10 protein-coding genes are annotated in these 14,208 nt (G+C 71.6%); 4 read left to right on the plus strand and 6 right to left on the minus strand.

Features of this window, described 5'->3' with window-relative positions:
- Positions 1–209: 209 nt before the first annotated feature.
- The 3 genes from EG812_RS15895 (at position 210) to EG812_RS15905 (ending at position 5,799) form a co-directional block, all read left to right on the plus strand.
- Positions 210–3,590, plus strand: a complete 3,381-nt coding sequence (locus tag EG812_RS15895; protein ID WP_126711981.1) for a beta-L-arabinofuranosidase domain-containing protein — start codon at positions 210–212, stop codon at positions 3,588–3,590.
- Positions 3,591–3,840: 250 nt separating this feature from the next.
- Positions 3,841–4,866: a LacI family DNA-binding transcriptional regulator gene (locus EG812_RS15900; protein ID WP_013733491.1), complete on the plus strand. Its 1,026-nt coding sequence runs from the start codon at positions 3,841–3,843 to the stop codon at positions 4,864–4,866.
- A gap of 117 nt (positions 4,867–4,983) precedes the next feature.
- Entirely contained in the window at positions 4,984–5,799 is an 816-nt protein-coding gene (locus EG812_RS15905; RefSeq protein ID WP_232510798.1) for an SAM-dependent methyltransferase, read from the plus strand.
- 11 nt (positions 5,800–5,810) lie between these two features.
- Here the strand turns inward: EG812_RS15905 and EG812_RS15910 are convergent, their stop codons facing one another.
- Positions 5,811–6,764 carry a DMT family transporter gene (locus EG812_RS15910; RefSeq protein WP_050814606.1) on the minus strand — a complete coding sequence of 318 codons (954 nt, stop codon included), beginning with the start codon at positions 6,762–6,764 and terminating at the stop codon, positions 5,811–5,813.
- On the opposite strand from EG812_RS15910, the gene EG812_RS15915 reads away from it, so the two are divergent.
- The gene (locus EG812_RS15915; protein ID WP_043720664.1) at positions 6,763–8,166 is read left to right on the plus strand and encodes an aminotransferase-like domain-containing protein; all 1,404 of its coding nucleotides are present in this window, start codon (positions 6,763–6,765) and stop codon (positions 8,164–8,166) included. The two genes, EG812_RS15910 and EG812_RS15915, sit on opposite strands and share 2 nt — an antisense overlap.
- Positions 8,167–8,205: 39 nt before the next feature.
- Here the strand turns inward: EG812_RS15915 and EG812_RS15920 are convergent, their stop codons facing one another.
- From EG812_RS15920 to katG, 5 genes are all read right to left on the minus strand, one after another.
- Entirely contained in the window at positions 8,206–9,054 is an 849-nt protein-coding gene (locus EG812_RS15920; RefSeq protein ID WP_013733495.1) for an ABC transporter permease, read from the minus strand.
- Positions 9,051–10,082: an ABC transporter ATP-binding protein gene (locus EG812_RS15925; protein WP_126711982.1), complete on the minus strand. Its 1,032-nt coding sequence runs from the start codon at positions 10,080–10,082 to the stop codon at positions 9,051–9,053. The genes EG812_RS15920 and EG812_RS15925 overlap by 4 nt, the downstream gene beginning before the upstream one ends.
- Positions 10,079–11,185 carry a hypothetical protein gene (locus EG812_RS15930; RefSeq protein WP_126711983.1) on the minus strand — a complete coding sequence of 369 codons (1,107 nt, stop codon included), beginning with the start codon at positions 11,183–11,185 and terminating at the stop codon, positions 10,079–10,081. Before EG812_RS15930 ends, EG812_RS15925 begins: the two co-directional genes overlap by 4 nt.
- Positions 11,169–11,693 (minus strand): RNA polymerase sigma factor, encoded by a 525-nt coding sequence (locus EG812_RS15935; RefSeq protein ID WP_043724212.1) that lies wholly within the window; start codon positions 11,691–11,693, stop codon positions 11,169–11,171. The genes EG812_RS15930 and EG812_RS15935 overlap by 17 nt, the downstream gene beginning before the upstream one ends.
- Positions 11,694–11,910: 217 nt before the next feature.
- Positions 11,911–14,106: a catalase/peroxidase HPI gene (gene katG / locus EG812_RS15940; RefSeq protein ID WP_126711984.1), complete on the minus strand. Its 2,196-nt coding sequence runs from the start codon at positions 14,104–14,106 to the stop codon at positions 11,911–11,913.
- Positions 14,107–14,208: the final 102 nt, after the last annotated feature.

Raw genomic sequence — 14,208 nt, forward strand, 5'->3', positions numbered from 1 at the left:
TATTGATGTTTCAGGGAGGTGTCAATCAAGGGACTTTCCCTTGAACCAAGCGCTGTCAGCCCCTATGGTGAGCGCTAACAATGGATCACTCCTGACATCGATGGCTCGGACCCGGCCGGCCAAAGGCCGCCGGCTCGCGGCGAGCGTTGCGGACCGCATGGGGAGTCGCGATGGATCCCAGCCGCCCCCACCCGGAAGGAAGGTCCCCTGTGGCGCAATTCGAGAAGCTTCCCGTCAGTCGACGTCAGGTTCTCCAGGCGTCAGCCGTCGGTGTCGCCGCCGGTGCCCTCCCGGCCACCGTGGCTCAGGCCGGTGCCAGGCCCGATCCGACGACCTCCCCGAGGGTGATCACCTCGACCACGACCGACCTCGGTCCCGGCGCCACCGCCCCGGTCCGGCCGTTCCGCCTGCGTGACGTGACCCTGGGCGACGGCCTGTTCCAGGAGAAGCGCGACCGGATGAAGAACTACCTCCGGCAGCTCGACGAGCGCCGTTTCCTGGTGCTGTTCAACAACCAGGCCGGCCGGCCGAACCCGGCCGGCGTCACCGCGCCCGGCGGCTGGGAGGACGGCGGACTGCTCAGCGGCCACTGGGCGGGTCACGTCATGACCGCCCTGGCGCAGGGCTACGCCGACCACGGCGAGCCGATCTTCAAGAGCAAACTCGACTGGATCGTCGACGAACTCGCGGCCTGCCAGACGGCCATCACCGCACGGATGGGCAGCGGTGGCCCCGGCACCGAGGATCCGGAGGAACCACAGATCGGCCGGGTGCCGGGCCGGTTCGGCAGCGGGCTGCGGCTCAACGGCCCCAGCCGGGCCGAGCACGTCACGCTGCCCCAGGAGGCGATCAGCCAGCTCACCGATTTCACCATCGCCACCTGGGTGAATCTCGCCGCCGCGCAGAACTGGAGCCGGCTGTTCGACTTCGGTCAGAACGCCACGGTCAACATGTTCCTGACCCCGCGGGCCGGAGTCACCGGCAGCGTGCCGCGATTCGCGATCACCGTCAGCGGCAGCGGTGGTGAACAGCGCATCGACGGCACCTCGGCGCTGCCGACCAACCAGTGGGTGCACCTGGCGGTGACCCTGACCCAGCAGACCGGGACGCTTTACGTCAACGGCGAGCAGGTCGGCCAGAACACCAACATGACACTGAGCCCGGCGAACCTCGGCAATCCGGGCAACCGGTGGATCGGGCGCTCCCAGTACGGCGACCCGATGCTCAACGCCACAGTCGACGAGTTCCACATCTTCGACCGGGCGCTGAGCCCGCAGGAGATCCAGTCCCTGCAGGACTCGCCGGCCGGCAGCACCGGCGGCGGGTCGATCGCCTGGTACCGGTTCGAGGAGGAGGGCGGCTCCACGATCCGCGACGCCTCGCCCAACGGTCGCGACGGCGGCATCGTGGCGAGCCAGAGCAGCGGCGGTGCCCTGTGGGTGCCGACGCACCCCGGCTACCTCGGTGCCATCCCCGAGGACGCGGTGCTGCGGCTCGGTCCGCCCCGCTGGGCGGTGTACGGCAGCAACGCGACCACCAACACCTGGGCGCCCTGGTACACCCAGCACAAGATCATGCGTGGGCTGCTCGACGCGTACTACCACACCGACAACGCCACCGCCCTTGACGTCGTGGTCAAGATGGCCGGCTGGGCGCACCTCGCACTGACCATCGGCGACAAGAACCATCCCGCGTACACCGGCCCGATCACCCGGGACAACCTCAACTACATGTGGGACCTCTACATCGCCGGGGAGACCGGCGGCGCGAACGAGGTCTTCCCCGAGATCTACGCGCTCACCGGCGACCAGAAGCACCTGGAGACCGCCAAACTCTTCGACAACCGGGAGTCGCTCTTCGACGCCTGCGTCGAGAACCGCGACATCCTCGTCGTCACCCCGCAGAACAACCCCGGTCGTCGCCGCCCGGACCGGTTGCACGCCAACTCGCACGTGCCGCAGTTCGTCGGCTACCTGCGGGTCTACGAGCACAGCGGGGACACCGAGTACTTCCAGGCCGCGAAGAACTTCTACGGCATGGTCGTCCCGCACCGCATGTACGCCAACGGCGGCACCGGCGGCAACTACCCGGGCTCCAACAACAACATCGAGCTGTTCCAGAACCGGGGCAACATCGCCAACTCGATCGCCCAGGGCGGCGCGGAGACCTGCACCACGTACAACCTGCTCAAGCTGGCCCGCAACCTGTTCTTCCACGAGCACGACGCGGCCTACCTCGACTACTACGAGCGGGGCCTGATCAACCAGATCGCCGGCTCGCGCGCCGACACCACCACCGTCAGCAACCCGCAGGTCACCTACTTCCAGCCGCTGACCCCGGGCGCGAACCGTGGTTACGGCAACACCGGCACCTGCTGCGGTGGCACCGGCGTGGAGAACCACACCAAGTACCAGGAGACCATCTACTTCAAGTCCGCCGACGGCGACACCCTCTGGGTCAACCTGTACGTCGCCTCGACCCTGACCTGGGCGGAGCGCGACTTCACCATCACCCAGCAGACCGACTACCCGCGGGCGGACCGCACCAGGCTGACCGTGGACGGCAGCGGCCCGCTGGACATCAAGCTGCGGGTGCCCGGCTGGGTCCGCAAGGGCTTCTTCGTCACGATCAACGGCCTGGCTCAGCAGGTCACCGCCACTGCCAACAGCTACCTGACCCTCAGCCGCACCTGGCAGCGCGGCGACGTCATCGAGATCCGGATGCCGTTCAGCATTCGCATCGAGCGGGCGCTGGACCGTCCGGACACCCAGTCGGTCTTCTGGGGCCCGGTCCTGCTGCAGGTGCTCGGCAACCCGGGCAACGGCAACTACCGTGAGCTGTCCCTGTACCGCCACCTCAAGCGCGACGGCGACTACGCCCGCGCGGCGATCACCCCGGCGGCCACCACCGCGGCGGGGGACCAGCTGTTCACCGCGAACGGCTTCACGCTGCGGCCGTACTACATCGGCGACACGCAGGCGGCGTCGTCGTACTTCCGGCGGGTGGAACCGACCGTGGTGTTCGGCGCCGCCGACACCGGCGTGCCCAACCGCAAGCGCAACGACGGCCTGCCGAACTACGACATTCCGGTGACCGACGTGCCGTCGCCGGGCACCGACGGTCCGACCTTCCTCGATCTGGTGTGGGACGAGGCGCCCTTCGCCAACCACGGCCAGTTCGTGTCGACGGTGACCCGCCTCGCCGGGGAGTTCGTCGAGGCCGGACTGTTCACCGCGGCCGAGCGCAGCACGATCGTCTCGCAGGCCGCCCGCTCGAACGCGGAACTCGATCCGGGGCACACCTGGAACGTCGAGGTCCAGGTACGCACACAGCTCATCGGCGCCCGGGTCTACCTCGCGGTGAACGCGGTCAACGCCGACGAGGTGCCGTTGACCATCGAGCTCGACACCGCGTACGGCTCGCGTACGGTCACCGACGTCGCCGTCGGCAAGCCCGCTTACCAGTCGTTCAACACACGTCTGGCGGCGATCCCGGCCGGCACGGTGACCGTCGTGGTCACCGGGACGGTCGACGGCGAGTCGGTCACCACGCGGATCGAGGCGGCGTATCCGGCGGTCGGCGCCTCCTGATCGCCGGGTCGGGGGCGGGCGGACGGCACCGCCCCCGAACGGTCCCGGCAGGTCACCTCACGGCCGCGGCAGGGGGTCCGAAAAACGCTTTCGGGACGCGGGTCACGGCGCGGCCTCCCAGAGCCTTCCGACGCCGATTTCCGTGTAATGTTCGGCCAAGCCACCAGGGTTGAGACGGGCGACAGACCGGCACCCGGCCGAAAATTCCGGAAAGGTTTCAGTGACCGACGGCGTCAGGAGAACGCACCGCATGACCGAGTCCGAGGTGCCCGCCAAGCGTCCCCCCACGCTCACCGACGTCGCCAAGCTCGCCGGGGTGTCGGTCGCGACCGCGTCCAAGGCCATCAACGGGCGCGGTGAGGTGCGGGCGACCACCCGGGTACGGGTGCTGGAGGCCGCGGAGTTGCTGTCGTTCGCGCCGAATGCTCTGGCCCGCGGTCTGCTCAGCGGCCGGACGGGCACGGTCGGTCTGCTGACCAGCGACCTGGAGGGGCGCTTCTCGATTCCCATCCTGATGGGCGCCGAGGACGCCTTCGGGGCCGGGCAGGTCTCGGTCTTCCTGTGTGACGCGCGCGGCGACGCCATCCGCGAGAAGCACCACGTGCAGGCGCTGCTCTCCCGCCGGGTCGACGGCCTGATCGTGGTCGGCTCCCGCACCGACCCCCGTCCGCCGTTGGCCGGCAACATTGCGGTGCCGGTGGTCTACGTCTACGCCCCCTCGGCCGATCCGAAGGACATCTCGATCACCGCCGACAACGTGGGCGGCGGCCGTCTCGCCATCGAACACCTGATCTCCTGCGGGCGGCGCAACATCGCCCACATCACCGGCGAAGCCGGCTTCCAGGCGGCCCGGGACCGCGTCGAAGGCGCCACTGCCGCGCTGACCGCCGCCGGGCTGCGCATGGTCGGCGACCGGCCCTACTTCGGGTCGTGGGAGGAGTCCTGGGGTCGAGCCGCCACCCACATGATCGTCGAGCAGCATCCCGAGGTCGACGCGATCTTCTGCGGCAGCGACCAGATCGGCCGGGGTGTCCTGGACGCGCTGCGTGACCTCGGCCGCGAGGTGCCGGGCACGATATCGGTGATCGGCTTCGACAACTGGGAGGCCATCTCCGCCGACTCCCGTCCCCGCCTGACCAGCGTCGACATGAACCTCAAGCACCTCGGGGCGGTGGCCGGCAAGCGGCTGTTCGAAGCCATCGACGGCACGGTGCCCCGGTCGGAGGAGCTGCCCTGCCGCGTGGTGATGCGCGAGTCGACGATGCCGGTCGGCTGATCCGCCGCCGCACACCACCCGCCCGACGAAGGGGCCGCTGAGCGTACGGTCAGGGATCGACTCTAAGCTTTCCATCCATATCTCGACCTGGATCCAAACGAGACCGAGGATGCGATCGTGGCGGATGGTGTGACCGTGACGGACGGCGAACAGAACAGGCCCACGTTGGACACCGGTGTGCCGCAGACAGCGCGGATCTGGAACTACCTGCTCGGCGGCAAGGACAACTTCGCCGTCGACCGCGAGGTCGGCGATCAGATCATCTCGAACCTGCCGCAGTTGGCGGAGAACGCCCGGCTCTCCCGGGCCTACCTCACCCGCGCGGTGCGTTATCTGGCCGGTGAGGCAGGCATCCGGCAGTTCCTCGACATCGGCACCGGCCTGCCCACCGCCGACAACACCCACGAGGTGGCCCAGTCGGTCAACCCGCAGGCCCGCATCGTCTACGTCGACAACGACCCGCTGGTGCTGACCCATGCCCGGGCGTTGCTTGTCGGTACGCCCGAGGGGGCGACCGACTACATCGACGCCGACCTGCGGAATCCGCAGGCGATCCTGCGCGAGGCGGCGCGGACGCTGGACCTGAGCCAGCCGGTGGCGCTGATCCTGATGGGCATCCTCGGCCACGTCGAGTCCGACGACGAGGCGAAGTCGATCATCAACAGCATCATGGCCGCCCTGCCGTCCGGCAGCTACCTGGCGATGTACGACGGCAGTGACACCAGCGAGGCGGTCACCGAGGCGGTACGGATCTGGAACATCTCCGCCAACCCGAAGTACCACCTGCGCAGCCCCGAGCGGATCGCCGCCCTGTTCGACGGACTGGAGCTGGTCGAGCCCGGCGTCGTCTCGGTCACCCGCTGGCGGCCCGACAGCACCGGTCCCGAGCCCGCCGCGATCGACCAGTACTGCGCGGTCGGGCGTAAGCCGTAACCCGGGCGTCGTCACCGTCGGCGGGCCGCCGCCGGGACGACCACGATCGCCTGCCTGGTGGTGCGGGTGCGCTGGATCAGCGCGACACAGGCCAGCACCACCAGGGCGGCGACGATCGAGGCGGGCGTGACCCGTTCGCCGAGCAGCAGGGCCGACCAGGCCAGGGTGAGCACGGGCTGCGCGAGTTGGAGCTGGCCGACCTGGGCGATGCCGCCCCGGGCCAGCCCGGCGTACCAGGCGAAGAAGCCGAGGAACATCGACACCACGGTGAGATAGCCGAACGCCGACCAGCCGCCGGCACCGGCGTGCGGGGGAGCGGCCAGGGCGACGGCGGCGACGATCGGCACTGTGACCGGCAGCGACAGCACCAGGGCCCAGCAGATCGTCCGGGCACCGCCCAGTTCACGGGCGAGCGCACCGCCCTCGGCGTACCCGAGCCCGGCGAGCACGACCGCCGCGAGCAGGAACAGGTCGGCCACGGCCGGCGCGCCGACCACCGCGCCGTTGGCGACCAGGAAGGCCAGCACCGCCAGCAGACCGCCGGTGCTGGCGATCCAGAACAGCGGCGGTGGGCGTTCGCCGGCACGCAGCACCGCGAACACGGCGGTCATGGCGGGCAGTACGGTGATGACGATCGCGCCGTGCGAGGCGGTCTGGCTGGTCAGCGCCAACGAGGTGAACAGCGGAAAACCGACCACCACGCCGAGGGCGACGAGTGACAGCCGACGCCACTGCCGAGGGCTCGGCCACGGCGCCGCGGTGATCCACAGATAGCCCCAGGCCAGCACCGCCGCGCCGACACAACGGCCGAAGGCGACGAACCACGGGTCGAGTTGCTGCACCGCGACCCGGGTGGCCGGCAGCGACATGCTGAACGCGAGCACCCCCAGCGCGCCGAGCAGGAGACCGGCCGCCCGGTCGCCCGCTATCGTCCGCGGCTCAGTAGCGCTACTCTTCTCTCTCATGAATGACGGTAACGCAACCGATCGCGTTATCCAAGATCTACGCCGGTCGGTGGCCGCCGCCGGCCCCGGCACCCGGCTGCCGTCGGTACGCGAGCTGACCGGCCGCCATCGGGCCTCGCCGGTCACCGTCGCCGAGGCGATCCGGCACCTCGTCCGGGAAGGGCTGATCGAGACCCGGCCCGGCCAGGGCACCTATGTGGCCGCCCGAGCGGTCGAGCCCCGTACCGTCGACCTGTCCTGGCAGACTGTCGCGCTCGGCCCTCGCCGCCCCGGCGACGACCAGTTGCAGGCGTTACTGGCGTTACCGCCCGCCGGGGCGATTCCGCTCTCCGGCGGCTACCTGGACCCGGAGTTGCAGCCCGCGGCCGCGCTCGGCGCCGCGCTCACCCGCGCCGCCCGGCAGCCCGCGTCGTGGCAGCGTGGACCGGTCGAGGGGCGGGCCGACCTGCGCGCCTGGTTCGCCCGCGAGATCGGCGGCGGGCTGCGTGCCGAGGACATGGCGATCTGTCCGGGTGGGCAGGCCGCGTTGTCGACGGCGCTGCGGGCGCTCGCCGCGCCCGGCGACGCCCTGCTCGTCGAATCGCCGACCTACCTGGGCGCGCTGGCCGCCGCCGAGGCGGCGGGGCTGCGGGTGGTGCCCGTCCCCGCCGACGCCGACGGCGTACGCCCCGACCACCTCGCCGCCGCGTTCGCCCGTACCGGTGCCCGGCTGTTCTACTGCCAACCGTTGTACGCCAACCCGCACGGCGCCACCCTGGCCGCCCACCGCCGCGCCCTGGTCGCCGAGGCGGTACGCGACGCCGGTGCGTTCCTGATCGAGGACGACTACGCCCGTGACCTCACCATCGACGGACCGGCCCCGCCGCCACTGGCCGCCGACGACCGGGACGGGCACGTCGTCTACCTGCGCTCGCTGACCAAGTCGGCCGCTCCCGGGCTGCGGGTGGCCGCGATCGGGGCGCTCGGCCCGGCCGGTGCCCGGCTACGTGCCGCCCGGCTGCTCGACGACTTCTTCGTCGCCGGCCCACTGCAACAGGCCGCCATCGAGTTCGTCACCGCCCCGGCGTGGGCGCGTCACCACCGGGCGCTGCGCACCGCGCTGCGGGACCGGCGCGAGGCGCTGCTGACCGCGCTGCGCCGACACCTGCCGGACCTGGTCGACCGGCTGCCGGTGCCGCGTGGCGGCCTGCACCTGTGGCTGCCGCTGCCCGAGGGCACCGACGACGTCGCGGTGGCCACCGCCGCGGCGGCCGAGGGCGTCGTCGTCTTTCCCGGCCGCCCCTGGTACGCCGCCGAACCACCGGCGGCACACCTGCGCCTCACCTACGCCGCCGCTGCACCGGAAATGATGGACGAAGCAGTCCGCCGACTGGCCCGCGTCCTGCGACAACCCGCCGGGTAGTCACCGCCCGCCGCAGCGCTGCCGCACGGATACGGCGGATCACAGGTCGCGGCGGCGAAACACCATCCCGGTGAGCCCGAGCACGAGGACGACCCAGAGCGCCGCCCAGGCCAGGTAGGTGACGGTGAGCGAGGCGTCGCTGAGGAAGGGGTGACCCTGCATGGCCGGGCCGAACTGCCGCAGCACGGTCGGGTCCTGGAAGGCGTTCATGGCCCCGCGCCACAGCCCGTCGGTCGGCAGCAGCATCCGGGAGACCGTGCCCACCCGGGCCACGCTGTCGTTGTCCAGCGCGGTGCCGAACGCGCCCACCACCCCCGCGATCCAGGTGGCCCCGAACAGGCCGACGGCCACCACACCCGAGGCCATCGGCGAGCTGACGCTGGAGAGCAGCAGGCCGAGAGTGAGCAGCACGACGGTCTGCGCGGCGAGCAGCGTCAGACCGGTCACCGGCTGCGGGGGCCAGTAGCCGACGGTCACCCGGACGACGAGCAGTTGCGCCAGGCCGGCCAGGGCGACGAAACCGGCCCCGAAGGCGATCAGCCCGAGCCACTTGCCCACCAGCACCGCGAAGCGGTGCACCGGTCGGGCCAGGATCGCCAGCGCCGCCCCGGACTCCATGTCGCCGGCCAGGGTGGGACCGGCGAGGAACGCCGTACCGAGCGCGGCGATCAGGCTCAGGCCGAACATCACCAGGTTGAGCACCATGGCCGCGACCAGTCGCGCCTCACCGCTGGTCAGCCCGCCGAACTCGGCGTCGATGCGGGAGAACCCCCAGGCGCTGAGCGCGAGCAGCACGATCGTCAGCGCGGCGAGCGAGCGCAACACCCGCCGCCGCGCGGCCTCCTGCAGGGTGAGCGCGGCCACGGTGAGTACGGTCCGGACGATCATCGCCCTTCCCCTCCGGTACGGAGGATGGCCAGCAGCCGCTCCTCGAGACTGACCCGCCCGGGCTCGACGGCGTGCACGCGTACCCCGAGACCGACCAGGTCGGCCACCAGCTGCGGCACGGTGGTCGGTTCCGGCTCGCTCGGCAGCGTGACGGTGAACAGGTTCCCCTCCTGGGCGAGCGGACCCGCGGCGGCCAGCCGGTCGCGGGCCGGCTCGGTCACCCCGTCGAGCCGCAGTCGCAGTTCCCGCCGACCGAGCAGTTCGGCCAGGGTGCCGGCGGCGGCCACCCGCCCCCTGTCGAGAATCACCACCCGGTCACAGACCCGCTCCACCTCACCGATGAGATGCGAGTTGAGCAGGACCGCCACGCCCCGGGCCTTCAGGGAGAGCAACAGGTCCCGTACGTCGGCCCGGCCGAGGGGATCCAGGGCGCTGGTCGGCTCGTCCAGGACGACCAGTTCCGGACGGGCCACCAACGCCACGGCCAACCCGAGACGCTGCTGCATGCCCTTGGAGAAGCCGCCCACCCGGTCGCCGGCCCGGTCCGCCAGGCCGACGCCGGCCAGGCACTCCTGCCGCTCCCGCTGCGGCACGTCCGCGCCGGCGAGCCGGACGTGCAGGGCCAGCACCTCCGCCGCGGTCAGCCACGGCTGGTAGCGGAACAGTTCCGGCAGATAGCCGACCCGGGCCCGGGACCGCGGGTCGCGTGCCGGCCGCCCGAGCAGCAGCACCTCGCCCGCGTCGGGGCGGACCAGACCGAGCAGGATCTTGATGACGCTGGTCTTGCCGGCCCCGTTGGGGCCCAGCAGCCCCACCACCTCACCCCGGTCCACGGTGAAGGAGACACCGTCGACCGCCGTGCGTCGCCGGTACCGCTTGCGCAGCCCCGAGCACCACACCGCCGGAGCGGGCGGCAACTCGGCCACCAACCGCGCCGCCGCACCGAGGGAAGCCTCGTCCTGCTGCCCGGAGAGCAGGGCTTCCTGCCCGGCGGGTGGATCGCTCCGGACGGTGTCCGGGCCGGTCATCGGTCCCACCGCAGTCCGCGCGCCACCGACACCACCTCGTCGGCGCCCAGCGGGCCGGCCACCGCGGTGACCGTCGCGCCGTCGACCCAGACCACCCCGGCCAGTACGCCGTCGCGCGAGGTGAGCACGGTGGCCGGCGTCCCGTTGACGTCGGCGGGGGAGGCGGTCAGATACCGGGCGTTGACCGGCAGCGGCAGCGTCGTACCGTCGCCGGTGAAGTGCCGCAACTGGGCCGCGACGTTCTCCGGCAGACCGGGCAGCGACAGCAGATAGTCGACCGCCGTGGACAACTCGATGCCCGAGGAGTACGCGGTCGGCGCGGCCATCCGCGCCACGATCAGGTTCGGCATCCCGTGCTGGCCCGCCCACAGCGCGGCGACTCCCGGTCCGGCGGTCAACCGGAACTGGCTGCCGTCGAGCCCGGCGGGCGGCTCCGGCAGCGGCTCGCCGTGCGCCGCGGCCGTCTGCGCCGCCCGGGCCACCGAGAAGGTGAACACGGCGCTGGCCCGGTCACCGACCTGGAACGTCGGCTCGCCCGTCACGCCCCGGGGCAACCGGTCGAGCCGGGGCAGGGACAGCCCGGTGATCCGCTGCGCCTCGGCGGCGTCGGTGACCTCGCGGACGTTGGGCGGCTCGGTCATCTCGACCTCGCCGTACGCCGACAGGTCGGGCAGCGCGACCAGGTCGGCCTGCGCGATCGTGACCGGGGCGATCCGCTCGGTGTGGAAGACCTGCAACCAGTTCCCGGCCGCTGCGGCGCCGGCCCCACCCACAAGCGCGAGGACGGCGACGGCGGCGACCACCGGGCTGCGCAGGGCGGCACGCCAGCGACGCTCGCGGGCGACGGCGGGCACCCGGGGGCGACCGGACTCGGCGACGGTACGGCTCAACCGCTGCCAGCCCGCGTCCACGTCGACATCGGCTTCCACCCCGACACCCGGTCGTCCGCCCAGCGCCGCTGCGCTGAGCGTCGCATCCTGCCGGGCGGCGGCCAGCCCGGAGAGACAGACCGGGCAGTTCGCGACGTGCGCGCGGTCGGCGTCGGCGACACCGGCCGGCTCGTCCAGCAGACGGCGCAGCGTGCCGTCAGTCGGATGACGCATGACGGTTCAACTCCTCGCGTAGGGCGGACTCGGCCCGGCGTACGGTGGTGCCGACACTGCCGGGGGAGAGATCGAGGGCGGCGGCGACCTCGGCGTAGCTGAGACCGCTGTGCCGCAGCAGCAGGGCGACGGCCTGGCGGCGGGGCAGCCGGGCCAACGCGGCGCGCACCCGTCGGCGCTCGTCGCGGGTCACCACCGCCTCCGCGACGTCGGGACCGACCGTCTCCGGGGCACCGGCGACCTGTTCGCGGGCGGTGCGTCGACGACGGGACCGGACCTGGTTCAGTGCGGTGTGCGCCGCGGCGACCGACAGCCAGCCCATCGCCTGCCCGGCCGGCACCGAGGAACGCCCGAAGGCGAGGAACACCTCCTGCGCCACGTCCTCGGCCTCGGCGCGGGAGCCGAGCACCCGGGCGGCGACCCCGACGATCCGGGGATAACAGGCCCGAAAGACCTGTTCGAGGTCGGCGCGGATGCCGTCGCGCCCGGCCGCGGCCGAACCGACCACACCATCCCCCTTCCGCACCGTACGCCCGGTGGGTCTGTGGTGGCCGCGCGCGGACCAGGCGGCCGCCGCGGCGGTCACCCGCCCCGGTGCCACGAGTCCAGCTTCCTCCTCCATACCTACGAAGCACCGCCGACGGCCCGGAAGTGACACGCGGCGGCGAACACGTACGGGTAGCGCGGCAGTCGACGCCGCGCTACCCGTACCGTTGCGGGGCCGCCTACCCCCGGCGGGTGCCGAGGTCGAAGCGGTCCAGGTTCATGACCTTGGCCCAGGCCGCGACGAAGTCCTGGACGAGCTTCTCCTGCCCGTCCGTGCTGGCGTAGACCTCCGCGATGCCGCGCAGCTGGGAGTTCGCCCCGAAGACCAGGTCCACGGCGGTGGCCGTCCAGGTGATCTCGCCGGTGGCCCGGTTCCGACCCTCGTAGACGCCCTCGGCGGTGGTGGACACCTTCCACACGGTGTCCATGTCGAGCAGGTTCACGAAGAAGTCGTTTGTCAACGTCTCGGGCCGGTCGGTGAACACCCCGTGTCGCGCCTGCCCGGTGTTGGCGTTGAGCACCCGCAGGCCACCGATCAGGGCGGTCATCTCGGGTGCGGTCAGGGTCAACAGGTTGGCCCGGTCCAGCAGCAGCGTCTCCGGGGACAGCTTCTGGCCCTCCCGCACGTAGTTGCGGAACCCGTCCGCCCTCGGTTCGAGCACCGTGAACGACTCCACGTCGGTCTGCTCCTGATCGGCGTCGGTGCGGCCGGGCGCGAACGGGACCGTGACCTCGTATCCGGCGTTGCGGGCGGCCTGCTCGATGGCGGCGTTCCCGCCGAGCACGATCACGTCCGCGAGGGAGACCCGCTTGCCGCCGGACTGTCCGGCGTTGAAGTCCTCCTGCACCCGCTGCAACACCGGCAGCACCGTCGCCAACTCGGCCGGGTCGTTGACCGCCCAGTTGCGCTGCGGCTCCAGGCGGATCCGGGCCCCGTTCGCCCCGCCCCGGCAGTCGGTGCCGCGGAAGCTCGCCGCCGACGCCCACGCCGTACGGACCAGCTGGGGGAGGGACAGGCCGCTGCCGAGCAGTGCCGCCTTGAGGGTGTCGACGTCGGCGGTGTCGATCAGCGCGTGGTCGACGGGCGGCACCGGATCCTGCCACAGCTGCGGCTCGGGCACCCACGGCCCGAGGTAGCGCGACAGCGGTCCCATGTCCCGGTGCAGCAGCTTGTACCAGGCCTTCGCGAACGCCTCCGCGAGCTGGTCGGGGTGCTCGTGGAAGCGTCGTGAGATCTGTTCGTACGTCGGGTCGGCGCGCAGCGCGATGTCGCTGGTGGCCATCATCGGGGCGTACCGGATGGAGGGGTCGTGGGCGGACGGCACGGCATCGGCCGCGGCACCGTTCTTCGGCCGCCACTGCTTCGCGCCGGCCGGACTCTCGTGCACCTCCCACTCGTACCCGAAGAGGGTGTCGAAGTAGCTGTTGTCCCAGGTGATCGGGGTGGGCGTCCAGGCGCCTTCCAGGCCGCTGGTGATGGTGTCGTTGCCCTTGCCGCTGCCGTAGCTGTTCCGCCACCCCAGCCCCTGCTCCTCCAGCGGCGCGCCCTCCGGCTCGGGCCCGAGGTAGCTGGCGGGTGCGGCGCCGTGGGTCTTGCCGAAGGTGTGACCGCCGGCGATGAGGGCGACGGTCTCCTCGTCGTTCATCGCCATCCGCCGGAAGGTCTCCCGGATGTCCCGGGCGGAGGCCAACGGGTCAGGAGTGCCGTTGGGGCCCTCCGGGTTGACGTAGATCAGCCCCATCTGCACCGCGCCGAGCGGGCCGGACAGTTCCCGGTCACCGCTGTAGCGTTCGTCGCCGAGCCAGGTGTCCTCCGGTCCCCAGAAGATCTCCTCCGGCTCCCAGACGTCGTCGCGTCCGAAGCCGAAACCGAAGGTCTTGAAGCCCATCGACTCCAGCGCGCAGTTGCCGGCGAAGACCAGCAGGTCGGCCCAGGAGATCTTCCGGCCGTACTTCTGCTTGACCGGCCAGAGCAGCCGGCGGGCCTTGTCCAGGTTGGCGTTGTCGGGCCAACTGTTGAGGGGGGCGAAGCGTTGCGCGCCGTCGCCGGCGCCGCCCCGACCGTCCTCGATCCGGTACGTGCCGGCGGAGTGCCAGCTCATCCGGATGAACAGCGGACCGTAGTGGCCGTAGTCGGCCGGCCACCACTCCTGCGACGTGGTCATCACCTCGAAGACGTCGCGTTTGAGCGCCTCGACATCGAGGCCGGCGAACTCGGCCGCGTAGTCGTAGGCCGCGCCCATCGGGTTGGCCCGAGGTGAGTGCTGGTGCAGCACCTGCAGGTTGAGCTGGTTGGGCCACCAGTCCTGATTCGTCTTCGGTCGACCCGGCTTCGGCGCCGGGGAGGGGATTGCCGGGTTCTCGCTTTCGGACACGTCTCTCCTCTTCGAACGGGTTCTCGTTCATGTCAACTGGCCGTCCCGGTCACGAGTCACTGCGTGCCGGGCCAGGATGCGTCCGCTGCGGCAGTCGCCTTC

It is taken from the genome of Verrucosispora sp. FIM060022 (assembly GCF_003977705.1).
Lineage (GTDB): Bacteria > Actinomycetota > Actinomycetes > Mycobacteriales > Micromonosporaceae > Micromonospora > Micromonospora gifhornensis.

Bases quoted from the DNA above. Each gene is read 5' to 3' on its own strand.
- EG812_RS15900 (WP_013733491.1), top strand. From the start codon at position 3,841: ATGACCGAGTCCGAGGTGCCCGCCAAGCGTCCCCCCACGCTCACCGAC.
- EG812_RS15915 (WP_043720664.1), top strand. From the start codon at position 6,763: ATGAATGACGGTAACGCAACCGATCGCGTTATCCAAGATCTACGCCGG.
- EG812_RS15910 (WP_050814606.1), bottom strand. From the start codon at position 6,764: ATGAGAGAGAAGAGTAGCGCTACTGAGCCGCGGACGATAGCGGGCGAC.
- EG812_RS15920 (WP_013733495.1), bottom strand. From the start codon at position 9,054: ATGATCGTCCGGACCGTACTCACCGTGGCCGCGCTCACCCTGCAGGAG.
- EG812_RS15925 (WP_126711982.1), bottom strand. From the start codon at position 10,082: ATGACCGGCCCGGACACCGTCCGGAGCGATCCACCCGCCGGGCAGGAA.
- EG812_RS15930 (WP_126711983.1), bottom strand. From the start codon at position 11,185: ATGCGTCATCCGACTGACGGCACGCTGCGCCGTCTGCTGGACGAGCCG.